This is a genomic window from Sagittula stellata E-37 (assembly GCF_039724765.1).
Taxonomy (GTDB): domain Bacteria; phylum Pseudomonadota; class Alphaproteobacteria; order Rhodobacterales; family Rhodobacteraceae; genus Sagittula; species Sagittula stellata.
The window spans coordinates 807,540-833,213 of record NZ_CP155729.1; the positions used below are offsets into that span (position 1 = coordinate 807,540).

The window sequence follows — 25,674 nt, forward strand, 5'->3', positions numbered from 1 at the left end:
GAAAGCCCCGCCGGTCGGGGCGGGGCTTTCCGTTACTGTATCCGGTCCGGATCAGGCGTTGGGCTTGCGCTTGATCGGTGCCCAGATGCGCTTGTTCACAAGGTACAGCAGGGCGGACATGATGATGAGGAAGAACACGCCGATAAAGCCTGCTTCCTTGCGGGCCATCATCTTCGGTTCCGCCGCCCACATCAGGAAGGCCGCGACGTCCTGCGCCTCATGGTGCAGGGAGTTGGAGTGGCCGTCGTCGAAGTCGACGTCCTCCCCGTACAGCGGCTGTGCCATGCCGATCCAGCTGCCCGGAACGGTGTGCTTGCCATTCTCGTCCAGACACTCGGCCGGGTAGCCGCCGGCGGTGAACACGGCGTTGTAGTTGCCGGGGAAGTCCTCGGGCGCACATTCCGGTGTCTCGTGGTAGCCGGAAAGCAGCGAGGCTATGTATTCCGCGCCGCCCATGCCTTTGAAGAACTGGTTGATGCCGAGACCGTAGGGACCGTGGAAACCGGCACGTGCCTTTGCCATCAGCGACAGGTCAGGTGCGCCCGCTGCGGTCACCGGCGGGAAGTTGTCCGCCGGAATGGCCGGCCGGAAATCGCCGTCGCCATCGGCCAGTTCCGCATCCCACACCTGGAAGTTCTCGGCGTAGGCGAAGACCTGGTCTTCGTTGTAGCCGAGCGCCGACAGGTCGCGGATCGGTACGTATTTCAGGCCGTGGCAGGCCGAGCAGATCTCCGTGTAGACCTTAAGGCCGCGCTGGAGCTGCATCTGGTCGTAGGCGCCGAAGGGGCCTTCGAAGGAGAACGCGAAGTCCTCGACGTGGGCCTCTCCCCCGGCGGCATGTGCGCCGGAGGCAAGACCGATGGCCGTCAGGGCCGCGAAAGTGAGCTTCTTGAACATCTCTTGCGATCCTTTCGAGGTCATTCCGCCGGAGCGTTGGCGGTTTGGCCGGAAGTGTCGGACTTCGGCGGATAGTGCGCGTCGAAATCCTCTTCGATGGTCGTCGGGCGCGGCAGCGGCTTCTCGATCACGCCAAGTAGCGGCAGGATCACGAGGAAGTACGCGAACCAGTAGGCCGAAGCGATCAGCGAGAAGGAGGCGTAGGGCTCCTCTGCCGGCATCGCGCCGAGCCACATCAGGGCCATGAAGTCGATGACCAGAAGCCAGAACCACCACTTGAACATCGGGCGGTACTTGCCCGAACGCACGGACGAGGTGTCGAGCCAGGGTGCCAGTGCCATCGCGAGGATCGCGCCGAACATCGCCAGCACACCGAAGAACTTCGCGTCGATGATGCCGCCGGTGAGGAAGCTGGCGATCTGCACGACCCAGACCTCGGACGTGAACGCGCGCAGGATGGCGTAGAACGGCAGGAAGTACCATTCCGGCACGATGTGCGACGGCGTCGAGAGCGGGTTCGCCTCGATGTAGTTGTCCGGGTGGCCAAGGTAGTTCGGCATGAAGCCGACGATGGCGAAGAACACGGCCAGGATCACCGCCAGGGCGAAGAGGTCCTTGATCACGTAGTACGGCCAGAACGGAACGGTGTCCTTTTCGGCCTCTGCCTTCGACCCGCGGCGCACTTCGACACCGGTCGGGTTGTTGTTGCCCGTGGTGTGGAAGGCCCAGATGTGCACGGCGACGAGGGCCGCGATCACGAAGGGCAGAAGGTAGTGCAGCGAGAAGAAGCGGTTCAGCGTGGCGTTGTCTACCGCCGGTCCGCCCAGCAGCCAGGTCTGGATCGGCTCACCGATGAACGGAATGGCGCCGAACAGGCCGGTGATCACGGTCGCGCCCCAGAAGGACATCTGACCCCAGGGCAGCACGTAGCCCATGAAGGCGGTGCCCATCATGCAGAGGTAGATCAGCATGCCGATGATCCACGTGATCTCGCGCGGGGCCTTGTAGGACCCGTAGTAGAGACCGCGGAAGATGTGCGCGTAGACCGCCACGAAGAACAGCGAGGCGCCGTTCATGTGCAGGTAACGGATGAAGTGACCGCCGTTCACGTTGCGCATGATGTGCTCGATCGAGGCGAAGGCAAAGTCGACATGCGGCGTGTAGTGCATCACGAGGACGACGCCCGTCGCGATCTGCAGTACCAGGCAGAAGGTCAGGATAATGCCCCAGATCCACATCCAGTTGAGGTTCTTGGGGGTGGGGATCATGATGGTGTCGTAGAGCAGACCGACCACCGGAAGACGGGTATGCACCCACTTCTCGATGCCGGTCTTGGGCTCGTAATGATCGTGCGGGATTCCAGCCATAGTGTGCCCTCCTCAGCCCAGCAGGATGGTCGATGCGTCGACCCAGGAGGTCGGCGGGATATGCAGGTTCTGCGGGGCCGGGCCTTTGCGGATCCGGCCGGCCATGTCGTAGTGCGAGCCGTGGCAGGGGCAGAACCAGCCTCCGAAATCGCCGGAGTCGCCAAGCGGGACACAGCCGAGGTGAGTGCAGACGCCCATCTGGACAAGCCAGGTTTCGGCGACTTCGTCAGACCCTTCGGGGTTCGGCATGGTGCGGTTCTCGTCCGTCGCGGGAGCGTTCGGATCGATGTTGTCGTTCCGCGCAAGCGTGTCGACCAGCGGCGATGCGGACCCGTCGGCCAGGGCCTCGTCCTGCAGCTTGGCCTTCTCCACCTCATCCGGCGTCCGGTGGCGGATGAAGACCGGCTTGCCCAGCCACTTCACCGTGAGCTGCGAGCCCGGAGCCACGCCGGACACGTCGACGCGGATGGTGGACAGCGCCCGCACGTCGGCGGAGGGGTTCATCTGGTTGACCAGCGGCCAGACCGCGGCGCCCGCGGTGACAGCCCCGGCGCCGGCTGCGGCGTAATAGAGGAAGTCCCTGCGGGTGGCATCATGATCGTCTGCGTGAGACACGATTGTCGCTCCCTTGTTTCGGGCCCGAGGAAGCGCCCTCCGGCCGACATACGTCCAATGAAGGGAACGAGTCGGACGACTCTCCCGTACATTTCAGAGCGGTATCTACCCGTCACCTTTCAGGTGGTAAAGCATCCAAAAGCCACAGATTGCGGTTCGTGCGCATGTGTCGCGGTTGAAAGCACGCATTTGCGGAGTTAGATGAGGACCCGAGCAGAGGGAGAAGACCCCATGAAGCGCCTGATTCTTGCCGCGGGGTTGTCCTGCGCAGTGGCGGCCCCAGCGGCAGCAGAAACCGAGTTGTCCTTTTATCTGGGGTGGCAGACCCTCCCGCACAGCCGGATCACGGGCGAATTGCCCAACGGTGGCGGCTCGTACGACGAGCTCGTCGGCTGGGAAGGCAAACCCTTTGAAATGCCGCCCTATTACGGCGCGCGTGCCACGTGGTGGCGGACGGACACTCTGGGGTTCGGCGTGGAATACACCCACACCAAAGCCTACGCCCCGAGCGATACCAAGAACGCGCTCGGCTTCTCGCGGCTGGAATTCACCGACGGCCACAACGTGGCGACCGTCAACGTGATGAAGCGCTGGCCGGAGCTTTGGGGCAAGACGACGCCCTATGTCGGCGGCGGTCTGGGCGTGGCATTCCCGCATGTCGATGCGAAGCACAATTCCGGGTCGCGGACCTACGGGTTCCAGGTGACGGGCCCGGCGGCGCGCCTGATGGCCGGGGCCAGCTATCCGATCAACGACCGGTTCTCCGTCTTCGGGGAATACCAGTTCACCTATTCGTCGAACGAAGGTGAGTTCGACGATGGCGGAACATTCAAGACCGACATCAAGACAAACGCGCTGAACGTCGGCATTTCGATGAAGTTCTGATAGCGGCGCGGGGATCGCAGGGCAGGCGGCGCACAGCCCCGCCCTACCGGAAATCCGCGCCTTTTCAACGGCTTCCCATGACCTGACGGGACGCGCGGGGCGGCGTTTGGTACTGCCCCGCTGGCCTTGGCTTTGTCGCGCCCGTCAACCCGCAGGAAGTGTGGCCTTCATCGACTCGCGTTCGGCGAAGCGGGCGTACCACTGCGCCAAGGCGTCGTGGCCGGTGCGCCAGCCGCGCACCTCGTGCCGGAAATCGAGGTATCCCAAGGCGCAGCCGACGGCGATCTGACCCATGTCGAGGGGGCCGGTCAGGTGGCTCATCCAGCGGGTTTCCAGCGCGTCGAGGGCGCGGGCGACCTTGCCCCACTGGCCTTCGATCCACTCCATCGAGACCTTCTCGGAAGGGCGGAACCGCTCTTCGTAGATGATGAGGACGGCGGCTTCGAGGATGCCGTCCGCCGTTGCCTCCAGCGTCAGCGTGTCCCAGATTCTGCTTTCAGGATAAAGGTTTGCCCCGGCCTTGGCATCGAGATAGCGGCAGATCACCCGGCTGTCGTACAGCGTGGGCGCGTTGTCGCGGATCAGGGCGGGGATCTTGCCCACCGGGTTCGCAGAGGTCAGCGTCGGGTCCGGCGAGATGGGCGAGGCCACCACGTCGATCTGTTCGACATCCCCGATCTGTCCCGTTTCGTGCAGGGTCACGAGGACCTTGCGCACAAAGGGCGAGGGCCCGGCCTTCAGAAGTTTCATGGAGGTTCTCCGCAAATTGTCTGCGTGCATGATTGGCAGAGGCTCCCCGGTGTCTCAAGGGGCCGCGCGCGGCATGGCGTTAACCTGCCCTGCCGGGGCCTTGCCGGTTAACGACGCGCGCGGCGGGGTAACGCAGCGCACGGTGCACAGCGCCACAGCATCTGGCCCCTCCAAGTGCCGTGCGCACAACGGATTAACGGATGTTAACCAATGCGCCGGGGGCATTAAGGGACGAACCGGCCGATTGGACCCCGATTCCCGGCCGGTTGTTAACCTTTGGACGATTCGGCCCTCGCGAAACCGTTGCGCGGGCTTTTTTCCTGTTAACCTGTCCGGGAACGGCCCGCGATGGCCGCGCGTCACGACCTTCACGATGGCGTTGGATCGCCGCGTCGCGCGTTCCCTTTCGCGCGGAATGACCCATACTCCTGCACAGAGGTGAAACCCACGGGCCGCGCGTCTGCCGCGTGGCCGCACCGACCGAGAGGAGGCACCGCCATGACCCCCAACCCCGGAACGTTCGGACCGATGACCCGCCGCAGCCTGATCCTGACCGGCGCCGCCGGACTGGTGTCCGGCCTGAGCGTGCCCGCCCGCGCGGCGGGTGTCGCGCCGACGCCCTCGATGCGCGGCGGGGCGAACAACTACCGTCCCGGCGCGCCCATCGTCGCGCGGATCGGCAACGGCGGCTTCCTGATGTCGGGCACCGTGCGCCGGGCAGGGGACGGCGCGCCGCTGGAAGGCGTGCGCATCCAGATCTGGGCGCACACCACCGAAGGCCATGAGCGCGACCCGCAAAGCCATGGCGCCACGCTGACCGACGCCGATGGCGTCTTTCGAATGGACATGCCGCAGATCGTTCCGGCCTTTGGCCAGCCGCATGGGCACCTGGCCTATGACAGCGGCGATTTCGAGACGGTGTTCCTGCGGCCGGTGATGCGCAGCGCGCGGGAGACCAGCCTGAGCGCCGACTTCGTGCTGCAACCGGCGTGACGCGCCGGTCGCCATGCGTCGATACCTGATCTGGGGCGGGCTGGGCCTGATCGCCGTGGCCGCATTGGGAGAGGCGGCGTTCAGCCCGCTGCTTCAATGGCGGCAGCCGGTCTATATCGCCGCCGGTTTCGCGGGCATCGTGGCGCTGCTGCTGGTGCTGGCCCAGCCGCTTCTGGCGGGCGGTCTGTTGCCCGGCGTGCGGATGGCGGTGGGGCGGCGGCTGCATCGCTGGACGGGGGCCGCACTGCTGGGTGCGGTGCTGGTGCATGTGGGCGGGCTTTGGGTGACATCGCCGCCCGACATGGTGGATGCGCTGACCTTCACCTCGCCCACGCCGTTTTCGCCCTGGGGCGTGGTGGCGATGTGGGCGCTGTTCGGGACCGCCGTTCTGGCCGGTCTGCGCAACCGGCTGAGCGCGCGGGTCTGGCGGCTGGGGCATTGTGTGCTGGCGGTGGTGATCGTGGCGGGCAGTGTCACGCACGCCCTGCTGATCGAGGGCACGATGGGCCCCGTGTCGAAGGTGGTTCTTTGCGCCGTGACCGTGGCCGTGCTTTTGCGGGTGCTGCTGCGGCTTCGGGTCTGGCGGCTGGTGGCGCGCTAGGGGCGGCGCTTTGGCGGCTGCGTCCGCAGGGGCACCGGAGCGGGCGTCCGTGCGGCATGGGGAGTCAAGCGCTGGATAAATTGGGTAAAGGCCCCGGATCGGCTTCGGGGCCTTTCATGATTTCCGGCGTGCCCCGGATCGTCAGCCCGCGGAGTCTCGGCGGGCGGCTTCGTCTTCGGCACGGTCCGCGTCCTCGGCGGTCCACGCGTCCGAGCGCAGTTCCAGCCACATTGCGTTCATCACCGCGAAGAGCGCGGCCAGCGGGAGGCCCAGAAGCCAAGCGAAGTACCACATATCCCGTCTCCTTTCCGGTATCAGTAAAGCGTGTCGGATTTGCCGGTCACCTCGTCCTCGGTGACCTTGCCCCAGAGCACCCGGTAGACCCAAGCGGTGTACATCAGGATCAGGGGCATGAAGATCACCGCGCAGACCAGCATGATGAACAGCGTCAGGTGCGAGGACGAGGCGTCCCACACCGTCAGCGAGCTGTCCGGGTCCACGGTGGACGGCAGGATGAACGGGAACATCGTCAGCCCGACGCTCGATATCACGCCGAGGATGCCGAGTTTCGAGGCCAGCAGCGTCGTCACCTCGCGTCCGGCCTTCAGCCCCATGACGGCGAGCGCGATCCCGGCAAAGCCCATCAGCGGCGCCACGGCGATCCACGGGCGTTCGGCATAGGCCGACAGCCACGAACCGCCGCGCATCACCTCGCTCAGGAGGGGGTTCGATGGCCCGTCCGTCACCGCCTCTGCGGTGAAGGCGTAGCCGTCGATACCCACCGCCAGCCACAGCCCGGCCAGCGCGTAGCCGCCCGCCGCGACCATCCCGGCGGTCACGCCGATGGCGCGGGCCCGGTCCTTCACCGCGCCTTCGGTCTTCACCGACAGCCAGGCCGCGCCGTGCATCAGCAGCATCGACAGCGACACCACGCCCGCCAGCAGCGCGAAGGGCCGCAGCAGGCCCACGAACTTGCCCAGCATCGAGCCGTCGTACATCGGCATCAGGTCCTGCGTCAGGTGGAACGGCACGCCCAGAAGCACATTGCCCACCGCGACACCGAACAGCGTCGCCGGCACCGCGCCGCCCGCGAACAGCGCCCAGTCCCAGCGTTCCCGCCAGGTCGGGTCCTCGCGCTTCGAGCGGTACTTGAACGCCACCGGGCGCACGATCAGCGCGGCGAGGATCACGAACATCGCAAGGTAGAACCCGCTGAACGACACCGCATAGAGCGGCGGCCACGCGGCGAAGATCGCCCCGCCGCCCAGGATGAACCACACCTGGTTGCCTTCCCACACCGGGCCGACGGTGTTGATGACCACGCGGCGCTCCACGTCGGTCTTCGCCACGAAGGGCAGCAGCGCGCCAACGCCCATGTCGAAACCGTCCGTCAGGGCGAAACCGATCAGCAGCACGCCCAGCAGGCCCCACCAGATGACGCGCAGCGTCTCGAAATCTATCAGGTCCGAAAGGATCATATCGTTTACTCCGCCGGGGACACGACGCCGCGCGACCGCAGTCGTGCGTCGTGCCGCCGTTGCCAGTCATCCGTCTCCGCAACGTCTAGGTACGGCCCTTTGCGGATGTATTTCACCATCAGGCTTACCTCGATCACGAAGAGGACCGTGTAGAACAGGATGAACCCGGCCAGCGTGAACAGCACGTCAGCCACGCTGAGGTGCGACACCGACATTGCCGTCGGCAGCACGCCCGAGACGGTCCACGGCTGGCGCCCGAACTCGGCCACGAACCAGCCCAACTCGGCGGCGATCCACGGCATCGGAATCCACGCCACCGCGCCCCAGAGCGCCCAACGCGGAAAGGTCATCCGCCGGAAGGACGCGCGCCAGAAGAAATACGCCGTCAGGAGGATGAAGCTGAAGCCGAGGCCCACCATGATCCGGAACGCCCAGAACAGCGGCGCGACGCCCGGCACGGTGTCCCAGGCCGCCTTGTCGATCTGCTCTTCGGTGGCATCGCGCGGATCGTCCACGTAGCGCTTCAGCAGGAAGGCATAACCCAGGTCCATGGAGTTCTGCTCGAACACGAAGCGGGCCTCGGGCGGCACGTCGCCACGGTTCTCGCGCACGGTCATCAGCGCGTCGTAGGCGATGATGCCGCGCCGCACGCGTTCCTTGTTCTCGGCCACCAGATCCTTGATGCCGGGGATCTCCTCCGTCAGGCTCCGGGTGCCGATCAGGCCCATGACCCAGGGGATTTCCACCGCGTAGTGCGTCTCGCGCGCTTCCTTGTCGGGGAAGCCCACCAGTGTGAAGGGCGCGGGTGCCTCGTGCGTTTCCCACATCGCCTCGATCGAGGCGAGCTTCATCTTCTGCACCTGCCCGGCGGAATAGCCCGATTCGTCGCCCAGCACGACCACCGACAGCGCCGCGGCAAGGCCAAAGGCCGAGGCCACCGCGATGGACCGCCGCGCCATGTCCGTGAACCGGCCCTGCAACAGGTAGAGTGCCGAAACCCCGAGCACGAAAAGCGAGGCCGTCACATAGCCGGCGCTCACGGTGTGCACGAACTTCGACTGCGCCACCTCGTTGAAGATGACCTCGAAGAAGTCGGTCATCTCCATGCGCATGGTCTCGGGGTTGAACTCCGCGCCGACCGGGTTGTTCATCCAGCCGTTGGCGATCAGGATCCAAAGCGCCGAAAAATTCGACCCGATGGCCACCAGCCACGCCACGACAAGGTGCTGCACCTTCGACAGCTTGTCCCAGCCGAAGAAGAACAGCCCGACAAAGGTGGCCTCAAGGAAGAAGGCCATCATCCCTTCGATGGCCAGCGGCGCGCCGAACACGTCGCCCACGTAATGCGAATAATACGACCAGTTCATGCCGAACTGGAATTCCATCGTTATGCCTGTCGCGACGCCCAGCACGAAGTTGATGCCGAACAGCGTGCCCCAGAACTTCGTCATCTGCCGCCAGATCGGGCGGTTCGTCATGACGTAGACGGTCTCCATGATGGCGACGATGATCGACAACCCCAGCGTGAGCGGCACGAACAGGAAGTGATACATAGCCGTCAGGGCAAATTGCAGGCGCGACAGCTCGACCAGTCCGATCTCCATAAGAGAGCTCCTTGGTGTTTATTTCCGCATCCGTGATGCGGAATTCGTGGCGCTTATATATTCCACATTCAAGATACGAAATTGACACAGGTCAAATTCCGCATCACGGTTACGACATTAGCCAATTGGTCCGGCAGGGGAATGTCACAGATTGGCGCGGGTCTCAGGATGTGAACGGACGTAGCGACACAACCCGGTCGGCGTCCGCGATCTCGGCCCGGCGGTGGGCCGCCAGAAGGATCGCCGCATCCGGCAGCGCCGCGCGCAGCCCGGCCATCACACGCTCTGCGGTTGCGCGGTCCAGCCCCTCTGTCGGCTCGTCCAGCAGCAGAACGCCCGGTCGGCGCAGCAGGGCGCGGGCGAGCACCAGCCGACGCGCCTCGCCCCCCGACAGGCCCGCCCCATGGAACCCCAAGGGCGCGTCCAGCCCCCCTTTGGCTGCGGCGACATGGCCCAGTGCCACCGCCTCCAGCGCGGCCGCCAGTTCGGTGTCCGTGGCCTCCGGCGCGGCAAGACGGAGGTTTTCGGAAATCGTGCCCGCGATCAGCGCGTGCCGCTGCGGGACCATCGCCACTGTCCGGCGCAGCGCGGGCTCTGTCACGCGGGCGAGGTCGGTCCCGCCCAGCGTCACCCGTCCGCCGACTGGTGCCAGCACCCCGGCGGCCATCAGGAGGACCGTGCTCTTGCCGCTGCCACTCGGGCCGGTCAGGGCCACTGTCTCTCCCGCCGCGACGTGGAGCGACAGCGGCGCGAACAGCGACCGCGCCTGTCCCTGCGCAAAGGTCACCGCCTCCATGACCAGCACACCGGACGGCGCGACGCCCCCGGTGGCCTCCGGCACGTCGAGCGCGGGCGCCACCCGCCGCGCGGCCGAGATCATCCGACCGACCTCCGCCAGCGCCCGCCTTACCGGGGCCACCGTCTCTCCCAACGCCAGCGCGGCCAGTGTGCCGACGGCGACCTCGGGCGCACCCACATCTCCCGTCCGTGCCAGCGTCGCGCCAAGGCCAAGCGCGCCGCCGACCACTAGCGTGCCGATCAGGTCGAGGCCAAAGCCCATGCGCCGCTCCACCCGGTCGACCTCGGCCCGAGCCGCGGCGTGCCGTGCCACGGCACCGCGCACCGACTCTGCCGCCCGGTCGAGCTGGCCGAAGACCGCCAGGTCCTCGCGCGCGCCCACCATATCCACCAGCCGCGACCGCATCGCCTGCATGGCCGCCTCTGTCCGGCGCGCTGGGCGCCGCGCCAGCCGCGCCCCGGCCACGAAGACCAGCGTCGGCCCGCACAGATAGCCGCAGACGACCCACAGCCCGATCCAGGGGTGCACCAGCCACGCCAGCACCAGCCCGCTCGCAAGGATCACCGCGCCGCCCGCCAGCCCCGGCAGCAGCAGCCGCAGCATGACCCCGTCCAGCGCGTCGATGTCGGCCACCAGCCGGTTCAGGACGGCCCGGGCGCGCAGCCGCTCCAGCCGCCGCCAGGGCGCCGAGACAAGGCCCTGCATCAGCCGCACCCGCAGCCGCGACAAGGCGCGCAGCGTGGCGTCATGGGTCAGAACCCGCTCTCCATAACGCGCCGCCGTCCGTCCCAACGCCAGCAGACGCACCATGGCCGAAGGCACGAGAACGTTGAAGAAGGCACCCGCGCCCGCCAGCCCGGCCATCGCCGCCGCCGTGATGAACCACCCCGACACGCCCAGCAGCGCCACGCCCATGACCAGCACCAGCACGGTCAGCGCAAAGCCCCGCAGCACGGCCCGGATCTCTTCGCCGATCAGAGGCCCGACGATGCGCCAGAGCGCCCTCATGTTGCCGCCCCCAGCGTCACCACCCGGTCCAGGCGTGCCGCAAGCCCCGCGTCATGGGTCGCGACGATCAGCGAGCCGCCCGCCTGCGCGAACCCCAGCAGCGCCCCGGCCACCGCCTCTGCCGTCGCGGGGTCGAGGTCCGCCGTCGGCTCGTCCGCCAGCAATGCGCCCCGGCCCGCCATCAGCGCTCGGGCCAGCGTCACGCGCCGCGCCTCGCCGCCCGACAGGCCCGCGCCGCGTTCGCCCAGCACGGTCAGCGCGCCGCGCGGCAGGGCGGCCAGCACCTCCGCCAGTTGCGCCCGCGCTACCACGTCGTCCGGCACCTCCGCGCCGAAACCCACGTTGTACCGCAGCGACCGGTCGAGGAAGTGCGGTGCCTGCGGCATCCAGCCCAAGCCTGCGCGCCAGCCGTCGATGACCTCCGGCAGGGGACGGCCGCCGACACGCACTTCGCCCGCCGAGGGCCGCTCCAGCCCGGCCAGCACCCGCAGCAGTGTCGTCTTGCCCGCGCCGCTCGGGCCGGTGATTGCCACGCTTTCTCCCGGGGCCACCTCGATGTCCGGCAGCGCGATGCCCCGCGCCACCACGCCGCGCAGCGCCACGGGTCCCATGGGCGCGCCTGCGTCGCCGCCGCGCATCAGCGCCGGTCTGGCCTCGGCGCGCCAGTCCGCAAGCTCCGCCTCCACCGCTTCGGCCGCTGCCTTGTCGTGCCATGCGGCGGCCAGGTCGCGCAGCGGCTGGAAGAACTCCGGCGCCAGCAACAACAGCCAGATGCCCGCCGCCGGGGACAGCACGCCGCCCCATGTGCCCCAGCCGATCACGCCCAACAGGTGAAAGCCAGTCCAGACCGCCACCATCGCCACGCCAAGCGCCGCGAACAGCTCAAGCACCGTGGAGGACAGGAAGGCGATGCGGAGCACCGCCATCGTCCGCGCCCGCAACCCTTCGGAGGACGCCGCGAAGCCGCTGACCACCGGCCCGCCCGCACCGATCAGACGCAGGTCGGCGAGCGCGGAAAGCCGGTCCACCAGAAGGTCGCTCAGGTCGCCGATCTCGACCATCTGGCGCGCGCTGGCCTCTTTCGCGGCCCAGCCGACCAATGCCATGAAAACCGGGATCAGCGGCCCCGCCATCACGAAGATCAGCGCCACGGCCCAGGACTGCGACACGGCGATGGCAAGGATCAGCAGGGGGACCACCGTGGCGCGCAGGCGGGCGGGGCGGTAGCGCATCAGGTAGGGGCGCAGCGCCTCCAGCTTTTCCGCCATGAGCGCCGCCAGCGCCCCCGGTCCGCCCAGGGCCGACGGCGCGGCGGCTGCCGCTTCGGCTGACACGATCTCTGCCCGGGCCGCGCCGATCCGCGCCTCGGCAAGGGCGGAAAGCTGCGCCTGTGCGATGCGCTCCAGTCCGGCGCGCAGCACGCCCAACGCGACAAAGCCGCCCGCCACGCCCCAGACCGGCAGCGCCCCGGTCCCGGCCATCAGGTCGGCCAGAAGCGCGGCCAGCAGCCAGGCCTGCACAGGCCACACCAGCGCCTGCGCCAGAGAGGCCACCTGTCCGTTCCGCATTGTCACCCTCCGTCCGCGTCTGGCCGGCTTTTGCCCTGTCGCCGGCGCGGCGCACGCGCCCTGATCTGGATCAAGGATATTCCGCATGGCGGATGCAAGAAAGACGCCCAGCCAGAGGAGCGGCCATGCGTCTCACCACCCGAACCAACCTCGCCGCGCGTGTCCTGATGTTCTGCGCGGCCAATCCCGGCACGCAGGTCCGCAGCGCCCAGATCGCCGCCGCCTGCAATGCCTCCGCCAACCACGTCGCCCGCGTGGTGCAGCAGTTGCAGTCCGAAGGCTTCCTGTCCACCCGGCGGGGGCGGACCGGCGGGCTGCAACTGGCCCGGCCTCCCTCGGCCATTTCCATCGGGACGGTCTTCCGCCTGTTCGAGACCGAGATCCCCTTTGCCGAGTGTTTCGATCCGGTTGCCAACACATGCCCTTTGACAGGCACCTGCCGCCTGAAGCGTTACCTGACGCGTGCGCTCGATGCCTTCTATCAGGAGCTCGACCGCGTGACGCTCGACGATCTGACGCAGGGCAATTGCGGGCTGGACCGGTTGCTGGCGCTCAGCCCGGCCCTGCCGGGCGCCTGCGACGCTTCGGACTTGGCTTCGGACAGGGGGCCCGCGGCGGCCGTGCGGCGCAACGGTCCGTAGGGCGGGGCTGTGCGCCGCCTCCCCCGGTCTGCCGGTCAGTGCAACCCGTCGGGTCCGTGCTTCAGGATCACCGGGACGATCAGGTCCTCCTCGTCGGCCAGATGCCGGCGCAGCAGCGTCTCGAAGCCGATCACGTCCTCGCGGAAGGTTCCGGCCTCCCGCTTGCCGCGCAGCACACCGTTGGCCCCGTCGGCGAATTGCGCGATCAGCCCGTCCATCGCGTGGTGATCGCGGTCGAGGATCTCGAAGCCCCTGTCCAGCCGCGCCTCACGCGCTTTCAGCACCGGAAAATAGTGCATGTCCTCGATCTGGTGATGGCCGTGGAGGTTCTGCACCAGCATGCCGCCGTACCGGCTCAGCCTTGCCTGCATCTCGCGCGGGTCCATCTGGCCGTCGACCACGCCCTCCGCATCGGTGCGCATCACCTCGCAGAGCTGCCGGAACATTTCGTGCCGGTCCAGCCAGAAGGCCACCAGTCCGGCAAAGTTGGGGTGCGCCTGCCAGTCGGCACGCGGGAAGGCCTCCAGAAGCACCCTCAGCGCTTCCGGCAGCCCATCCCGTTCCGTCAGATCGTAAAGCTTGTCCATGGGGGCACATCTGCGCCCGCCGCGCGTCTTGTCAACGCACCACGTGCACAGCACAGGTGACGTGGCGCACAACATGCGCCGCGACCGAGCCGATCAGCAGGTCCTGCATCCCAGGCCGGTGCGAGGCCATGACCACCAGGTCCACCCCGTGCCGCTCCACCCGCTCGACGATCGACCGCGCCGCATGGCCGGACACGACCACGGGCACGCCACCCGGCACACCTTCGGCCAGTTGCGCGACCCTCTTCTCAAGGTGCTTTCGCGTCTCCGCAATATACTCTGTCGGCAGGTAGCTTGCGATGTAGCCCGGCACCTCCTCCACCACGTGCAGGACGGTGATCGTCGCGCCCTCGACCGCCAATCGTTGGGCCACCTCCAGCACCTTCGCGACAGAGACGCCCCCCGCCTCGTCGAACACGACCGGAACCAGAATATTGCGATACATCGAAAGACCTCCTGTCCCGCCGCCCGTCAGCCGGGCCGGCTGTTGCCTCATCCTGCGCGCGCCCGCAGGAAACTGCCTTGATTCAGGTCATGCCGCGACGGTGCCGAAAACCGGCCACAATGCGCACACATTGGTCGCTTAACCTTCTTGGCAGGTGACAGAACGTACCTCCTTCCGCGCAAGGCAGCCGAAACGGCCCACCCCTGCGCGCGTCAACTGCCATGTGCGTGGCCCGCTCCGGGCCACCCGGCAGCGGACACGCTCCCGACCAGAGTGAGGAAACGATGCGTTACCTGATTGCCGAAACCGACTGGACCCTGATGACCCTCGCAGCCGAGCTTGCCGCGAACGGAACGCTGATGACGCGCACCGACCGGATCGAGGACATCCCCCACTTCATGCGCCATGGCGAAGCGGACCTGCTGATCGTCGCCGCCGACCAGTTCGGGCCGCGTGGCCTGTCGCTCTCTGCGGTCCGCCAGGCCGCGCCGGACATGCCTATTGCCCTCGTTACGGCGAAACCCACATCGCAGCAGATCGCCACGATGCTCGACAGCGGCGTCGATTGCGTGCTCGATTCGGCCCGTCCGGCCGAAGAGAACGTCGTCATCCTGCAGGCCGTCGCCCGCCGGGCGCGCGGGCTGGGCCGTCCGCAGATCGTGCACGGACCGCTGCGCATCGACCTTCTGACCCGCAAGGCCTACATGCTGGCCTGTCCGATCAAGCTGTCGCCGAAGCTGTACGAACTGCTCGAATACCTCGCGTTGCGGCCCGGCCAGCTTGTGACCCGTTCGGAGCTCCTGTCCCACATCTACGGGCTGGAGAACGAACCGGACGCCCGCGTCTTCGACGTCTACGTCTGCAACCTGCGCGCCTGCCTTGCCGCGGCGGACGGGGCGGTGGACATCGAAACCGTGCGCGGGGCCGGGTTCCGCTTCGCCGCCGCCGACCTCTCTACCCCGATCGCGGCCTGACGCGGGCGCGACCGTGCGCGCATGGCGGCACGAAACGGCACCGAAGGCGCGCAGTTTCCCTTCTCCGGACCCGGCCATGTGCTAGGGTCCGGACATGCTGACCGTCCTTGCCCATCCCGTCTACAGCCGCCTCTTCGCCGCGCAGGTGATCGCCCTGCTGGGCACCGGGCTGATGACCGTCGCCCTTGGCCTCCTGGCCTACGACCTGGCCGGAGACCGTGCGGGTGCCGTGCTGGGCACCGCGCTTGCCATCAAGATGATCGCCTACGTGGGGCTTGCCCCGCTGGCCAACGCCGCCGCCGAACGCCTGCCCCGCAAGGCCGTGCTGATCGGCGCCGACCTTCTGCGCGCCGCCGTGGCGCTGGCGCTGCCCTTCATCGACGCGGTCTGGCAGGTCTACGTGCTGATCTTCGTGCTGCAGGCCGCCTCCGCCACCTTCACCCCGGCCTTCCAGGCGCTGATCCCGGACATCCTGCCGGACGAAGCCGCCTATACCCGCGCCCTGTCGCTGTCCCGGCTGGCGTACGACCTCGAAAACCTCGTCAGCCCGACCATTGCGGGCCTTCTGCTGCTGGTCATGAGCTACCACGGCCTTTTTGCGGGCACCGTCGTGGGGTTCGCCGCCTCCGCGCTGCTTGTCGGTGTCACGCCGCTGCCCGCGCGGAGGAAGGCCACGCGCCGCAGCTTTGCCGACCGGCTGACCCGGGGCGTGCGCATCTACCTCGCCACGCCCCGGCTTCGCGGCCTATTGGCGCTGAACCTCGCGGCGGCGTCGGGCGGCGCGTTCGTCATCGTCAACACCGTGGTCATCGTCCGTGCGGCCTATGGCGGGACGGAGGCCGACGTCGCCTATGCCCTCGCGGCCTTCGGAGCGGGCTCGATGCTGATCGCGCTGGCCCTGCCGCGCCTGCTCGACACGCTCGCCGACCGCTCGGTGATGATGACCGCCGCCTCGCTTCTGGCGGCGGTGACGCTTGGCCACGGCCTGTGGCGGCTGACCGGCGGTGCCGTGCCATGGGCCGCCCTGCTCGGGCTCTGGGCGCTGAACGGGGTGCTCTACTCGGCGATCCTGACGCCGTCGGGGCGGCTCTTGCGGCGATCTTCCAGATCGCAGGACCGGCCCGCGCTCTTTGCCGCGCAATTCGCGCTGTCGCACGCCTGCTGGTTGTTGACCTACCCGATGGCCGGATGGGGCGGGAACGCCTTCGGCATGACGGCTGCTCTCCTGCTGCTGGGCGGGCTGGCGACTGTCGGAGTGCTGGCGGGCAGTCGGGTCTGGCCCGCTGGCGACCCGTCCGAACTGGCGCACGACCACCCGGACCTGCCGCCCGACCATCCGCACCTGAAAGCCCACGGAGGCGCGCGTCACCGCCACGTCTTCGTCATCGACGACGAACATCGCGCCTGGCCGTCACACGGCTGAACGGAGCTGTCGTCACACGGCTGAGCGGACATGTCTCCGCAAGGCAGGCCCGGTCCGCAAAGGCTGGCGTCAGAATGTCGCCGCCACCTCGTACAGCACCGGTTCGAAGCTGCGGCACAGCGTGTTGAACCGCTTGTTGTGCGCCCGCATCTCCTCCGACCGGAGCATCTTGAGAAAGTCCTCCCGGTGCCGCCACTGCGAATAGTTGGCGATCCGCGTCTGCGCATCGTTGACGTGCAGCGCCGCCGCGACGAACCCCGGCTGCTTCGAGATGAAGCCGGCATAGGCCTCCTTCAGCGCATCCAGCAGGTCCTCGCAGTTGCCGGGGCTCGTTTCGAAGGTGGTGATGACCGTCTGGCGGTCGGTAGTCTCGTTGATCTGGGGCATGGGTGTGGTCCTCCTGACTGCAGCTTTGCACAGCATGTGCCGTGTCCCAAGTGTCCCGTTGCCCGGCCAACACCCCGGATTAACCCTTAAAATCTTGACATCCGCAGTGGCCCTGGGACACTAAACACCCAATCCAAGACAACCGGCACGGCAAACGTGCCACGGGCAGCATCACGGGACAGGCACAGCATGAGCAGCATTGCACGAATCGAGGAGTCGCTCCGCGAGACGATCATTTCGCGGCCCGACATGATCCTCGACGACAAGGATCTCATGCACGCCCTGATTGCAGCGAACGAACGGGCCATGGGCGGCAACATCGTCGACCTGCGCGGGATTGCCATGGAACGGCTGGAGGCCCGGCTCGACCGGCTTGAGGACACCCACCGTTCGGTCATCGCCGCCGCCTACGAGAACCTCGCCGGCACCAACCAGATTCACCGCGCGATCCTGCGGATGCTCGACCCGCTCGAATTCGAACCCTTCCTGAAGGACCTCGGCGGCGAGGTCGCGCAGATCCTGCGTGTCGACGTCATCAAGCTGGTGCTGGAAAGCAAGCAGAACGACCGCGAACCGGCGATCCGTCGACTGGGCGATGTGCTGTCGGTCGCCGAACCCGGCTTTGTCGAGGATTTCATCGCCTCGGGCCGCGAGGCGCCGATCCGCCCCGTCACCCTTCGTCAGATCAGCCACGGCGACGGACGGGTCTATGGCACACGGGCAGAGTTCATCCGGTCGGAGGCCTGCCTGAAGCTCGACTTCGGACCCGGCCGTCTGCCTGGCCTCCTGGTCATGGGCTCCGAGGATCCGCACCAGTTCACGCCGCAGCAGGGCACCGATCTGCTCGCCTTCTTCGCGGGCGTCTTCGAACGTTCCATGCGGCGCTGGCTGAACTGACCGCAAAGCGGGCGCACACCGCCCGCCACACCACAGGCGCTGCCAGCCTGACCACAGCATCCCGGGGGACAGACGCGAAAGGCAGCGCCATGACGCTCGACATTTCACCCGCCGCCCGCACAGCTCTTGCCGACTGGCTGGACCATGCGAAGGCGTTGCGCGAGGCTTCCGACAACACGATCACCGCCTACCGGGCCGATGTGATCGACTTCATCGCCTTCCTCACCCAGCACCACGCCGAACCGCAGGGGCTTGCCCCGCTCGCCCGCGTCACGACCTCGGACATGCGTGCGTGGATGGCCCACCTCCGGCGCACCGAGATCGGCCCCCGCTCCATGGCGCGCAAGCTGTCGGCGGTAAAGACGTTCTACCGCTGGCTCGCCGACCGCGAGGGGTTCGAACCCACCGCCGTGCTTGCCACTCGCGCGCCGAAATTCCAGAAGAAGCTGCCCCGTCCGCTGTCGGAAGAGGCCGCCCGGGCCATGATCGACACGGTAGAGATCCAGTCCACGACAAGCTGGCAGGGCGCCCGCGACGCCGCCGTGGTGACGCTGCTCTATGGCTGTGGCCTGCGGATTTCCGAGGCGCTTTCTCTGACCGGGCGCCACCTTCCGCTGACCGACAGTTTGCGTATCGTGGGCAAGGGCAACAAGGAGCGCGTCGTCCCGGTCCTGCCGGTCGCCCGCCGCGCGGTCGAAACCTACCTCAGCCTCTGCCCCTTTCCGCCGGAACGCGATGTGGCGCTGTTCCGGGGCGCGCGCGGGGGCCCTCTGAACCCGCGTCTGATCGCCAAGGTTACCGAGCAGGCCCGGATGCAGCTTGGCCTGCCCGCGACGGCCACGCCGCACGCCATGCGCCACAGCTTTGCCACGCACCTGCTGCATGCGGGCGGCGACCTGCGTGCGATCCAGGAACTGCTGGGCCACGCCAGCCTGTCGACCACGCAGGCCTATACCGCCGTCGATCAGGTCCACCTGATGAAGATCTACGACGCCTGCCATCCAAAGGCGGGCTGAAACGCCTGAAGACTCCCATCGCTGAATTTGTGCTGCGCGGGAAGCTGCCGTTCGGTTGAAGGTCGGCTTTGTCCCGCAAATCTGACCCCGACGTCATGCCGATGCCGCCACAGGACCTGCGGGGATGTCGGTCGGGAGCCCTCTTGTCCGCGGGGCGCAGCAGGGCTTTTTCAGAGTATTGAGCCGTCGTCGACCGGGCGATCCGGGGCCTTGGCGCTATGTCGGTTCGAGGCCAGATGCGTGAAGCCGCCAAACGCATGGCGCATCGCGGGCGGCGCGCGACTGTCTTCGGACCCCCGAGGTCATGCGCATATGGCCGGCCCGGCGAGATGCCGTACAAGATGCGACCCAAGGCGTTCTTGAGGGTGGACACTTCACGGTCGCTTTGCTAGAGACCGCCATCCGCAACGGCCCCGGATTCGTCCGGGGCTTCGCTTTTGCGCGGTGCGGACAGCGAATCGGGCACCTTCGGGGGCCTATACCTCTGGCCACCTTCGGGGGGCTATTACATAAGCCGGGCAACCGGCTGCTAGCTAACGGAAGACAGAAAGCATGGCACTCAAGTCGTACAAGCCGACGACGCCGGGCCAGCGCGGGCTGGTGCTGATCGACCGTTCGGAGCTGTACAAAGGACGCCCCGTCAAGGCCCTCACCGAGGGTCTGACGAAGTCGGGCGGCCGGAACAACACCGGACGTATCACCTCCCGCCGTCGTGGCGGTGGCGCAAAGCGTCTCTACCGGATCGTCGATTTCAAGCGGAACAAGTTCGACGTGAACGGCATCGTCGTTCGCATTGAATACGACCCGAACCGCACCGCATTCATCGCACTGGTCCAGTATGATGATGGTGAACAAGCCTACATCCTCGCGCCCCAGCGCCTCGGCATCGGCGACAAGGTGGTTTCCTCCGCCAAGGCCGACATCAAGCCGGGCAACTGCATGCCGTTCTCGGGCATGCCGATCGGGACGATCGTCCACAACATCGAGCTGAAGCCCGGCAAGGGCGGCCAGATCGCACGCGCCGCGGGCACCTACGCCCAGTTCGTCGGCCGCGACGGTGGCTACGCACAGATCCGCCTGTCCTCGGGCGAACTGCGCATGGTCCGTCAGGAGTGCATGGCGACCGTCGGTGCGGTGTCGAACCCCGACAACTCGAACCAGAACTACGGTAAAGCGGGCCGTATGCGCCACAAGGGCATCCGTCCTTCCGTCCGCGGTGTCGTGATGAACCCGATCGACCACCCGCACGGCGGTGGTGAAGGCCGGACTTCCGGCGGTCGTCACCCGGTGACGCCGTGGGGCAAGCCGACCAAGGGCAAGAAGACCCGCAACACGAACAAGGCGTCGCAAAAGCTTATCATCCGCTCGCGCCACGCCAAGAAGAAGGGTCGCTGATATATGGCACGCTCTGTTTGGAAAGGCCCCTTCGTCGACGCTTACGTCCTGAAGAAGGCCGAGAAATCGAAGGAATCCGGCAAGAACGAGGTCATCAAGATCTGGTCGCGCCGCTCCACCATCCTGCCGCACTTCGTTGGTCTCACCTTTGGTGTGTACAACGGCCACAAGCACATCCCGGTCAACGTGACCGAGGACATGATCGGCCAGAAGTTCGGTGAATACGCTCCGACCCGCACCTACTACGGTCACGCGGCGGACAAGAAAGCCAAGAGGAAGTAAGCCATGGGCAAGGATAAGAATCCCCGCCGCGTGGCGGACAACGAAGCGATGGCGAAACTGCGCATGCTGCGCACCTCGCCGCAGAAGCTGAACCTCGTCGCGGCGCTTATTCGCGGCAAGAAGGTCGAGAAGGCCCTTACGGACCTGACCTTCTCCAAGAAGCGGATCTCGCAGGACGTGAAGAAGTGCCTTCAGTCCGCCATCGCCAACGCCGAGAACAACCACGGTCTGGACGTCGACGAACTGGTCGTCGCCGAGGCCTATGTGGGCAAGAACCTTGTGATGAAGCGCGGTCGTCCGCGTGCCCGTGGCCGCTTTGGCCGCATCAACAAGCCGTTCTCGGAGATCACCATCAAGGTGCGTCAGGTTGAGGAGCAAGCCTAATGGGTAACAAGACCAATCCGATCGGGATGCGCCTCCAGATCAACCGGACCTGGGATTCGCGTTGGTACGCGGACACCAAGGATTACGGCGATCTGCTGCTGGAAGATCTGCGCATTCGCGACTTCATCCACACGGAATGCAAGCAGGCCGGTATCGCCCGCGTGATCATCGAACGCCCCCACAAGAAGTGCCGTGTGACCATTCACACCGCGCGTCCGGGCGTGATCATCGGCAAGAAGGGTGCGGACATCGAGGTTCTTCGCAAGAAGATTGCCAACATGACCGACTCCGAGCTGCACCTCAACATCGTTGAAGTGCGCAAGCCGGAACTGGACGCAACGCTGGTCGGCGAATCCATCGCCCAGCAGCTCGAGCGCCGGGTTTCCTTCCGCCGCGCGATGAAGCGGGCCGTGCAGAACGCCATGCGCATGGGCGCCCTGGGTATCCGGGTGAACGTCGCAGGCCGTCTGGGTGGCGCGGAAATCGCACGGACCGAATGGTACCGCGAAGGCCGCGTGCCGCTGCACACGCTGCGCGCCGACATCGATTATGCCAACATCGAGGCGACCACGCCTTACGGCATCATCGGTATCAAGGTCTGGATCTTCAAGGGCGAGATCATGGAACATGATCCCCAGGCCCGTGACCGGAAGAGCCAGGAAATCCAGGACGGCCCGGCACCTCGCGGTGCAGGCGGCGGTCGTCGTGACGACCGGAGGTAATCATGCTTCAGCCGAAACGCACTAAATTCCGGAAGGCCTTCAAAGGCCGGATCAAGGGTGAGGCGAAGGGCGGTTCCGACCTGAACTTCGGTCACTACGGTCTGAAGGCCACCGAGCCGGAGCGTGTCACCGCACGCCAGATCGAAGCAGCCCGCCGTGCCATGACGCGTCACATGAAGCGTCAGGGCCGCGTCTGGATCCGCATCTTCCCGGACACCCCGGTGACCGCGAAGCCCATCGAAGTTCGTATGGGTAAGGGTAAAGGCTCTGTCGACCGTTGGGTCTGCAAGGTGAAGCCCGGTCGCGTGATGTTCGAGATCGACGGCGTCGCTGAGGACATCGCCCGCGAGGCGCTTCGTCTCGCCGCGATGAAGCTGCCGATCAAGACCCGCGTCGTGGTTCGCGAGGACTGGTAAGCCCGGTCCTTCCGCTCTCGCGGTTGAAATCTTTGAAACCCCGCCGGGACCCGGCGGGGTTTTTTCGTGAGCAGGGAGACATTTTTGCGCCGTTTCGTGCCCACACGTAGAGGTTGACGTAGCGTCGGCCTCGTTGCGTTCGAATGTAACAGTTTTAATTCAATCTCATGACGTTCCTGTCTTACCCGTTGTGTCTTGTCTGAGGTTCCCTTTCTTCCATGTCGAGCTACGCTTACCGCCGCAGTCCGGTCTATTACTGGCACCCGACCCGTTGGATCAAAGCCGTTGAGGCGCATGTCCCGCACAAGGCCCTGCGGGACATGATCAACCGTGCCAGGTTCGGCGATGTGGTGCCGCTTTCGGATTCCGCGATCTACGTGGACCCTGCGAACGTACGCTTTGAATACACGGGCGGGAACCGGCTGCGGCTGAGGCGACAGGACAGCGCGCGCGTCGTCGGTGGCAACTGGGATCAGAACCGCGGCGAAATCGGCGAAACGATCCGCATGCAAAGCTGCCGGATGCGGTTCTTCGAAGGCGCGGACTGGGAAGAGACGCCAATGTATCAAAGGCTTCTGCGCCAGATCGGCGAAGGAAAGAAGCCGGATGGCTGTGCTTCGGTCGCGGATTTGCGGCGGCGCTTTGCCGGCATCGACCTTCTCAAGGCCCGGACACTGGCAGAGGGGCGTTTCCTCAACCGCGAAGAGCTGCCCGAGAACTTCCGCAGAGAGCACGGCGGCATCCTGCTGCATATCGCGCGCGACGGAACGCTGCTGCGGTCGGGCGGGGCGGGGCATCGCTTTGCCATCGCGCGCCTGCTGAACCTGCCGGAGATCCCGGCCCAGATCGGCGCGATCCACCGCGAGGCGGTCGACAACGGTGTGCTGGCGTCGCTGCGGCGGACCAGTCGGCTGACCTAAGGCACTTGGGGAAAGGCGGTCAGGCGGCTGCCGCCCCCCGGCTCAGGAAATTCAGCGGAACGGGTGAGGTGCCCGCGCCCGTGACGATCACATCGTCCGCCGTCAGGCCGCTTGCGCCGCTCAACGTCAGGATGACGTCGCGATTGGCCACATCGGTGGAGTCTATCTCGTAGACAAGACGGACGACGGTGGAGAGGGGGGCAGCGCCGGAGGGCGCCGTTTCCTCCAGCTCGATGGCGGCGAGGGTGAATTGGTTGGCGTTTGTCGTTCCGTCGATCAGCAGCAGGTCTTCGCCCGCCGAGAAATCCGTGATCGTGCCGATATCCACCTGCACCGTGCCGTCCGCGAGTGTCGAGACCGACGCAGGTGGCGTATCGGAGAGATCGATCCCGCCCGGTGCGACGATGAGGTCGAAGATGTCCGCGCCGTCTCCGCCCGTGACCTGGACGCCTGCCTCCCACTGCTGGATCGGTGGGGTGACGGCGTTGATGACGATTTGGTCGCTGCCGTCGCCGCCATCGACTTCGGTCGGCGAGGTGGCCGACGGGTTGGCGAAAAGCAGATCGTTGCCCGCACCGCCGTCGACCCGGCCGCCGTCCATCAGGGCAGAGATCGTGTCCGCCCCGTCGCCGCCCTGGATGTCGGACCCGGCGCTTCCCTCGGATGAGGCGATGGAGACCAGATCGTCGCCCGTGCCTGCGTCGATGGAGGCGCCGTCATGCCGCCCGGATATCGTGTCGTTGCCGGCATCGCCGGTCAGGGTCGAGTCGATCGTGTGGGCGTCGATCAGGTCGTTCCCATCCCCGCCGGACACGCGCGCGCCGTCGAGAAGCTGCGCTTCAAGTTCCACCGGATCGGTCGTGCCATCGTAGAGGTCGATCAGGTCGTCGCCCGCGCCTGTCGATATGTCCAGCCCGGGGCCCGCCGGGCCGTCAAGGCTGATGGTGTCGGGGCCATCGGTGCCGGTCAGCATACCGCCCGCGGTCACGTCGCCCGGATCCTCTTCGCCCGGGTCTTCTTCATCGGTGGGGGTGCCGCCGCCGGTATCGTCGCCCGTGTCGAAATCGAAGCTGCCGCCGGTGTCCGTATCCTCCGCGGCGGTGTCATCTCCTTCGCCGGAGCCATCGTCGTCGTCCGAGCTGGTGTAATTGTCCTGGTTGACCGCGACGGCAAAGAGGCCGAAACCGACAAGGCCGAGTAGAATGAGTGGCGACATCTGAACCCTCTCTATAGACATGCGGCGAAGCGAATCCCCCATCTGTTTCGGGGTAACATCCATTAGCTTAAAGTTGTGTGCACGTCCGGCCAATGCCGGCCTTCTGACCGGACCGCGCCACCCCACGCAGCGAAGACGGAGGCCAAGATGGCGACAATCACTCCCCTGTTCACGACCCCCCTGTACCGCGCCGCCCTGTCCGAACACGGAGAGGTCGATGCGGCAGAGCTGGAGGCGTCCTGCTACTCCATCGCCGAGGACGACGAGGCCGGTCAGGACTGGTGCGAGACGCAGGGCTATCCCGGCTACACCTCCTATGCCTCGCTGACCGACCTGCCGTGGCGCTTTCCGATCTTCGCGGACCTCGTGAAGGTGATCGACAAGCATGTCGCGGCCTTTGTCGCGGATCTGGACTTCGACCTTGGCGACAAGGAGATCGTTCTGGAGGACATCTGGATCAACATCCTGCCCCCGGGCGGCACGCATTCGAGCCACATCCACCCGCACTCGGTGATTTCGGGGACGACCTATGTGGCGATGCCCGAGGGCGCGAGCGCGCTGAAGCTGGAGGACCCGCGCCTGCAGATGATGATGGCCGCGCCGGCCCGCCGGAAGGACGCGCGCGAGACGTTGAAGCCCTTCATCTATGTGCAACCTGCGGTGGGCGACATCGTGCTGTGGGAAAGCTGGCTGCGCCATGAGGTGCCGATGAACATGGCCGAGGAGGACGAGCGGATATCGGTCAGCTTCAACTACAAGTGGGGCGACTGAAGCGCGCGGTTCACTTGGATTGAAGCGATTTCGCGGGGGCGCGTTGGTGCGGTGTTTACGGCCGTGGCGCACCCTTTCCGGGCGAACGGAAAGGGAAAGACATGCAGGCAACATCGGCAATGCCGCCCCCGCAGGGGTCTCATCACCATCGTCCGGCGGAGGGCGCGCGCGGCGGCGCGTCGCAGTCCATCGGTCATCGCGCGAAAGCGGAACGGCTGGATGGAGAGAGCCAGGGCCAGGCCGCTTCGCGGCTTGCCCATGAGCGCAACGCCCTGCGCACGGGCGGAGGGGCGTCGGCGGTGGTGGAGGCGGCCTTTGTCAGCCTGTCCTTGAGCTTTTCGGGCGTTGCCGTGGCCGGGGCGTCCGGGGCGGCGGGACCCGGGCCGGAAACAACGGAGGCGGACGCAACCGTGGGGGCCGCGACGGCGGAGCCGGGCGTGACGACCGACGCACCCGAAGAGGCCGTGACGGTTGCCGCACCGCCACCGGACGCCCCCTCGGAAGGGACGGACACCGAGGCGGCGAGCGGTTACTCGGCCTACATGACGTCATTCTCTGCGCAGGTGAGCTATACTTCGACCAGCATCGCGCTGCAGCTTCTGCGCTGAGGTGGAACCGCTTTGCGGCCCAACC

The 25,674-nt window shown here is 66.6% G+C and carries 29 protein-coding genes; 16 read left to right on the plus strand and 13 right to left on the minus strand.

Going from position 1 to position 25,674, the window contains the following annotated elements:
- Positions 1–51: 51 nt before the first annotated feature.
- The 3 genes from ABFK29_RS03690 to petA are packed head-to-tail and all read right to left on the minus strand — an operon-like array spanning position 52 to position 2,879.
- Positions 52–897: a cytochrome c1 gene (locus ABFK29_RS03690; protein ID WP_040603991.1), complete on the minus strand. Its 846-nt coding sequence runs from the start codon at positions 895–897 to the stop codon at positions 52–54.
- 20 nt (positions 898–917) lie between these two features.
- A complete protein-coding gene (gene petB / locus ABFK29_RS03695) occupies positions 918–2,264 on the minus strand; it encodes a cytochrome b (RefSeq protein WP_005854763.1) in 1,347 nt (448 codons plus the stop codon).
- A 12-nt stretch (positions 2,265–2,276) separates the two neighbouring features.
- Positions 2,277–2,879: a ubiquinol-cytochrome c reductase iron-sulfur subunit gene (gene petA / locus ABFK29_RS03700; RefSeq protein ID WP_005854765.1), complete on the minus strand. Its 603-nt coding sequence runs from the start codon at positions 2,877–2,879 to the stop codon at positions 2,277–2,279.
- 231 nt (positions 2,880–3,110) lie between these two features.
- Between petA and ABFK29_RS03705 the strand changes: the two genes are divergently transcribed.
- Positions 3,111–3,764 carry an outer membrane protein gene (locus ABFK29_RS03705; RefSeq protein ID WP_005854767.1) on the plus strand — a complete coding sequence of 218 codons (654 nt, stop codon included), beginning with the start codon at positions 3,111–3,113 and terminating at the stop codon, positions 3,762–3,764.
- Positions 3,765–3,908: 144 nt separating this feature from the next.
- On the opposite strand, the gene ABFK29_RS03710 is transcribed toward ABFK29_RS03705, so the two are convergent.
- Entirely contained in the window at positions 3,909–4,514 is a 606-nt protein-coding gene (locus tag ABFK29_RS03710; RefSeq protein ID WP_005854769.1) for a glutathione S-transferase, read from the minus strand.
- 498 nt (positions 4,515–5,012) lie between these two features.
- Here ABFK29_RS03710 and ABFK29_RS03715 point away from each other — a divergent pair, with 498 nt between their 5' ends.
- Both ABFK29_RS03715 and ABFK29_RS03720 read left to right on the plus strand, forming a co-directional pair.
- Complete coding sequence (locus ABFK29_RS03715; protein WP_005854771.1) at positions 5,013–5,507, plus strand: hypothetical protein; 495 nt, start codon at positions 5,013–5,015, stop codon at positions 5,505–5,507.
- A gap of 13 nt (positions 5,508–5,520) precedes the next feature.
- Positions 5,521–6,108 carry a ferric reductase-like transmembrane domain-containing protein gene (locus ABFK29_RS03720; RefSeq protein ID WP_005854773.1) on the plus strand — a complete coding sequence of 196 codons (588 nt, stop codon included), beginning with the start codon at positions 5,521–5,523 and terminating at the stop codon, positions 6,106–6,108.
- Positions 6,109–6,249: 141 nt separating this feature from the next.
- On the opposite strand, the gene cydX is transcribed toward ABFK29_RS03720, so the two are convergent.
- The 5 genes from cydX to ABFK29_RS03745 all read right to left on the minus strand — a co-directional run bounded on the left by cydX (position 6,250) and on the right by ABFK29_RS03745 (position 12,565).
- Positions 6,250–6,402 carry a cytochrome bd-I oxidase subunit CydX gene (gene cydX, locus ABFK29_RS03725; RefSeq protein WP_005854775.1) on the minus strand — a complete coding sequence of 51 codons (153 nt, stop codon included), beginning with the start codon at positions 6,400–6,402 and terminating at the stop codon, positions 6,250–6,252.
- A 20-nt stretch (positions 6,403–6,422) separates the two neighbouring features.
- Positions 6,423–7,586, minus strand: coding sequence for a cytochrome d ubiquinol oxidase subunit II (gene cydB, locus ABFK29_RS03730; protein WP_005854777.1), 1,164 nt, complete (start codon positions 7,584–7,586; stop codon positions 6,423–6,425).
- A gap of 5 nt (positions 7,587–7,591) precedes the next feature.
- Complete coding sequence (locus ABFK29_RS03735; protein WP_005854779.1) at positions 7,592–9,190, minus strand: cytochrome ubiquinol oxidase subunit I; 1,599 nt, start codon at positions 9,188–9,190, stop codon at positions 7,592–7,594.
- A gap of 163 nt (positions 9,191–9,353) precedes the next feature.
- The gene (locus ABFK29_RS03740; RefSeq protein ID WP_005854782.1) at positions 9,354–10,997 is read right to left on the minus strand and encodes an amino acid ABC transporter ATP-binding/permease protein; all 1,644 of its coding nucleotides are present in this window, start codon (positions 10,995–10,997) and stop codon (positions 9,354–9,356) included.
- Positions 10,994–12,565: an ABC transporter ATP-binding protein/permease gene (locus tag ABFK29_RS03745; RefSeq protein ID WP_005854784.1), complete on the minus strand. Its 1,572-nt coding sequence runs from the start codon at positions 12,563–12,565 to the stop codon at positions 10,994–10,996. Before ABFK29_RS03745 ends, ABFK29_RS03740 begins: the two co-directional genes overlap by 4 nt.
- A gap of 125 nt (positions 12,566–12,690) precedes the next feature.
- On the opposite strand from ABFK29_RS03745, the gene ABFK29_RS03750 reads away from it, so the two are divergent.
- The gene (locus tag ABFK29_RS03750; RefSeq protein ID WP_005854786.1) at positions 12,691–13,206 is read left to right on the plus strand and encodes an RrF2 family transcriptional regulator; all 516 of its coding nucleotides are present in this window, start codon (positions 12,691–12,693) and stop codon (positions 13,204–13,206) included.
- A gap of 35 nt (positions 13,207–13,241) precedes the next feature.
- Here the strand turns inward: ABFK29_RS03750 and ABFK29_RS03755 are convergent, their stop codons facing one another.
- Both ABFK29_RS03755 and ABFK29_RS03760 read right to left on the minus strand, forming a co-directional pair.
- Positions 13,242–13,793 carry a hemerythrin domain-containing protein gene (locus tag ABFK29_RS03755; protein ID WP_005854788.1) on the minus strand — a complete coding sequence of 184 codons (552 nt, stop codon included), beginning with the start codon at positions 13,791–13,793 and terminating at the stop codon, positions 13,242–13,244.
- A 31-nt stretch (positions 13,794–13,824) separates the two neighbouring features.
- Positions 13,825–14,238, minus strand: coding sequence for a universal stress protein (locus ABFK29_RS03760; protein WP_005854790.1), 414 nt, complete (start codon positions 14,236–14,238; stop codon positions 13,825–13,827).
- 284 nt (positions 14,239–14,522) lie between these two features.
- On the opposite strand from ABFK29_RS03760, the gene ABFK29_RS03765 reads away from it, so the two are divergent.
- Together ABFK29_RS03765 and ABFK29_RS03770 are read left to right on the plus strand one after the other, a co-directional pair.
- A complete protein-coding gene (locus ABFK29_RS03765) occupies positions 14,523–15,212 on the plus strand; it encodes a response regulator transcription factor (RefSeq protein WP_040603993.1) in 690 nt (229 codons plus the stop codon).
- A gap of 94 nt (positions 15,213–15,306) precedes the next feature.
- Positions 15,307–16,635 carry an MFS transporter gene (locus ABFK29_RS03770; RefSeq protein ID WP_005854794.1) on the plus strand — a complete coding sequence of 443 codons (1,329 nt, stop codon included), beginning with the start codon at positions 15,307–15,309 and terminating at the stop codon, positions 16,633–16,635.
- Between the two features lie 69 nt (positions 16,636–16,704).
- Here the strand turns inward: ABFK29_RS03770 and ABFK29_RS03775 are convergent, their stop codons facing one another.
- Positions 16,705–17,022, minus strand: a complete 318-nt coding sequence (locus ABFK29_RS03775) for an antibiotic biosynthesis monooxygenase family protein (RefSeq protein WP_005854796.1) — start codon at positions 17,020–17,022, stop codon at positions 16,705–16,707.
- Positions 17,023–17,211: 189 nt separating this feature from the next.
- On the opposite strand from ABFK29_RS03775, the gene ABFK29_RS03780 reads away from it, so the two are divergent.
- The 8 genes from ABFK29_RS03780 (at position 17,212) to ABFK29_RS03815 (ending at position 23,054) form a co-directional block, all read left to right on the plus strand.
- On the plus strand, positions 17,212–17,919 hold the full coding sequence (locus tag ABFK29_RS03780) for a DUF484 family protein (RefSeq protein WP_005854798.1): 708 nt from the start codon (positions 17,212–17,214) through the stop codon (positions 17,917–17,919).
- 89 nt (positions 17,920–18,008) lie between these two features.
- Positions 18,009–18,935 carry a tyrosine recombinase XerC gene (locus ABFK29_RS03785; RefSeq protein ID WP_005854800.1) on the plus strand — a complete coding sequence of 309 codons (927 nt, stop codon included), beginning with the start codon at positions 18,009–18,011 and terminating at the stop codon, positions 18,933–18,935.
- Positions 18,936–19,487: 552 nt separating this feature from the next.
- Entirely contained in the window at positions 19,488–20,330 is an 843-nt protein-coding gene (gene rplB, locus ABFK29_RS03790; RefSeq protein WP_005854802.1) for a 50S ribosomal protein L2, read from the plus strand.
- A 3-nt stretch (positions 20,331–20,333) separates the two neighbouring features.
- A complete protein-coding gene (gene rpsS, locus ABFK29_RS03795; protein ID WP_005854804.1) occupies positions 20,334–20,612 on the plus strand; it encodes a 30S ribosomal protein S19 in 279 nt (92 codons plus the stop codon).
- Between the two features lie 3 nt (positions 20,613–20,615).
- On the plus strand, positions 20,616–20,996 hold the full coding sequence (gene rplV / locus ABFK29_RS03800) for a 50S ribosomal protein L22 (RefSeq protein WP_005854806.1): 381 nt from the start codon (positions 20,616–20,618) through the stop codon (positions 20,994–20,996).
- Positions 20,996–21,718, plus strand: coding sequence for a 30S ribosomal protein S3 (gene rpsC, locus ABFK29_RS03805; RefSeq protein WP_005854808.1), 723 nt, complete (start codon positions 20,996–20,998; stop codon positions 21,716–21,718). Before rplV ends, rpsC begins: the two co-directional genes overlap by 1 nt.
- A gap of 2 nt (positions 21,719–21,720) precedes the next feature.
- Positions 21,721–22,134, plus strand: coding sequence for a 50S ribosomal protein L16 (rplP, locus tag ABFK29_RS03810; protein ID WP_005854810.1), 414 nt, complete (start codon positions 21,721–21,723; stop codon positions 22,132–22,134).
- A gap of 218 nt (positions 22,135–22,352) precedes the next feature.
- Complete coding sequence (locus tag ABFK29_RS03815; protein WP_005854812.1) at positions 22,353–23,054, plus strand: hypothetical protein; 702 nt, start codon at positions 22,353–22,355, stop codon at positions 23,052–23,054.
- 19 nt (positions 23,055–23,073) lie between these two features.
- Here the strand turns inward: ABFK29_RS03815 and ABFK29_RS03820 are convergent, their stop codons facing one another.
- Positions 23,074–24,270, minus strand: coding sequence for a calcium-binding protein (locus ABFK29_RS03820; protein ID WP_005854814.1), 1,197 nt, complete (start codon positions 24,268–24,270; stop codon positions 23,074–23,076).
- A gap of 147 nt (positions 24,271–24,417) precedes the next feature.
- On the opposite strand from ABFK29_RS03820, the gene ABFK29_RS03825 reads away from it, so the two are divergent.
- The gene (locus tag ABFK29_RS03825; protein ID WP_005854816.1) at positions 24,418–25,041 is read left to right on the plus strand and encodes a 2OG-Fe(II) oxygenase family protein; all 624 of its coding nucleotides are present in this window, start codon (positions 24,418–24,420) and stop codon (positions 25,039–25,041) included.
- Between the two features lie 101 nt (positions 25,042–25,142).
- Positions 25,143–25,649, plus strand: coding sequence for a hypothetical protein (locus ABFK29_RS03830; RefSeq protein WP_040603994.1), 507 nt, complete (start codon positions 25,143–25,145; stop codon positions 25,647–25,649).
- Positions 25,650–25,674 lie beyond the last annotated feature (25 nt).

What these genes read in the sequence shown, in the direction of transcription:
- ABFK29_RS03690 (WP_040603991.1), bottom strand. Translation starts at nt 897, where the DNA reads ATGTTCAAGAAGCTCACTTTCGCGGCCCTGACGGCCATCGGTCTTGCC.
- petB (WP_005854763.1), bottom strand. Translation starts at nt 2,264, where the DNA reads ATGGCTGGAATCCCGCACGATCATTACGAGCCCAAGACCGGCATCGAG.
- ABFK29_RS03705 (WP_005854767.1), top strand. Translation starts at nt 3,111, where the DNA reads ATGAAGCGCCTGATTCTTGCCGCGGGGTTGTCCTGCGCAGTGGCGGCC.
- ABFK29_RS03710 (WP_005854769.1), bottom strand. Translation starts at nt 4,514, where the DNA reads ATGAAACTTCTGAAGGCCGGGCCCTCGCCCTTTGTGCGCAAGGTCCTC.
- ABFK29_RS03715 (WP_005854771.1), top strand. Translation starts at nt 5,013, where the DNA reads ATGACCCCCAACCCCGGAACGTTCGGACCGATGACCCGCCGCAGCCTG.
- ABFK29_RS03720 (WP_005854773.1), top strand. Translation starts at nt 5,521, where the DNA reads ATGCGTCGATACCTGATCTGGGGCGGGCTGGGCCTGATCGCCGTGGCC.
- cydX (WP_005854775.1), bottom strand. Translation starts at nt 6,402, where the DNA reads ATGTGGTACTTCGCTTGGCTTCTGGGCCTCCCGCTGGCCGCGCTCTTC.
- cydB (WP_005854777.1), bottom strand. Translation starts at nt 7,586, where the DNA reads ATGATCCTTTCGGACCTGATAGATTTCGAGACGCTGCGCGTCATCTGG.
- ABFK29_RS03735 (WP_005854779.1), bottom strand. Translation starts at nt 9,190, where the DNA reads ATGGAGATCGGACTGGTCGAGCTGTCGCGCCTGCAATTTGCCCTGACG.
- ABFK29_RS03740 (WP_005854782.1), bottom strand. Translation starts at nt 10,997, where the DNA reads ATGAGGGCGCTCTGGCGCATCGTCGGGCCTCTGATCGGCGAAGAGATC.
- ABFK29_RS03745 (WP_005854784.1), bottom strand. Translation starts at nt 12,565, where the DNA reads ATGCGGAACGGACAGGTGGCCTCTCTGGCGCAGGCGCTGGTGTGGCCT.
- ABFK29_RS03750 (WP_005854786.1), top strand. Translation starts at nt 12,691, where the DNA reads ATGCGTCTCACCACCCGAACCAACCTCGCCGCGCGTGTCCTGATGTTC.
- ABFK29_RS03755 (WP_005854788.1), bottom strand. Translation starts at nt 13,793, where the DNA reads ATGGACAAGCTTTACGATCTGACGGAACGGGATGGGCTGCCGGAAGCG.
- ABFK29_RS03760 (WP_005854790.1), bottom strand. Translation starts at nt 14,238, where the DNA reads ATGTATCGCAATATTCTGGTTCCGGTCGTGTTCGACGAGGCGGGGGGC.
- ABFK29_RS03765 (WP_040603993.1), top strand. Translation starts at nt 14,523, where the DNA reads ATGCGTTACCTGATTGCCGAAACCGACTGGACCCTGATGACCCTCGCA.
- ABFK29_RS03770 (WP_005854794.1), top strand. Translation starts at nt 15,307, where the DNA reads ATGCTGACCGTCCTTGCCCATCCCGTCTACAGCCGCCTCTTCGCCGCG.
- ABFK29_RS03775 (WP_005854796.1), bottom strand. Translation starts at nt 17,022, where the DNA reads ATGCCCCAGATCAACGAGACTACCGACCGCCAGACGGTCATCACCACC.
- ABFK29_RS03780 (WP_005854798.1), top strand. Translation starts at nt 17,212, where the DNA reads ATGAGCAGCATTGCACGAATCGAGGAGTCGCTCCGCGAGACGATCATT.
- ABFK29_RS03785 (WP_005854800.1), top strand. Translation starts at nt 18,009, where the DNA reads ATGACGCTCGACATTTCACCCGCCGCCCGCACAGCTCTTGCCGACTGG.
- rplB (WP_005854802.1), top strand. Translation starts at nt 19,488, where the DNA reads ATGGCACTCAAGTCGTACAAGCCGACGACGCCGGGCCAGCGCGGGCTG.
- rpsS (WP_005854804.1), top strand. Translation starts at nt 20,334, where the DNA reads ATGGCACGCTCTGTTTGGAAAGGCCCCTTCGTCGACGCTTACGTCCTG.
- rplV (WP_005854806.1), top strand. Translation starts at nt 20,616, where the DNA reads ATGGGCAAGGATAAGAATCCCCGCCGCGTGGCGGACAACGAAGCGATG.
- rpsC (WP_005854808.1), top strand. Translation starts at nt 20,996, where the DNA reads ATGGGTAACAAGACCAATCCGATCGGGATGCGCCTCCAGATCAACCGG.
- rplP (WP_005854810.1), top strand. Translation starts at nt 21,721, where the DNA reads ATGCTTCAGCCGAAACGCACTAAATTCCGGAAGGCCTTCAAAGGCCGG.
- ABFK29_RS03815 (WP_005854812.1), top strand. Translation starts at nt 22,353, where the DNA reads ATGTCGAGCTACGCTTACCGCCGCAGTCCGGTCTATTACTGGCACCCG.
- ABFK29_RS03820 (WP_005854814.1), bottom strand. Translation starts at nt 24,270, where the DNA reads ATGTCGCCACTCATTCTACTCGGCCTTGTCGGTTTCGGCCTCTTTGCC.
- ABFK29_RS03825 (WP_005854816.1), top strand. Translation starts at nt 24,418, where the DNA reads ATGGCGACAATCACTCCCCTGTTCACGACCCCCCTGTACCGCGCCGCC.
- ABFK29_RS03830 (WP_040603994.1), top strand. Translation starts at nt 25,143, where the DNA reads ATGCAGGCAACATCGGCAATGCCGCCCCCGCAGGGGTCTCATCACCAT.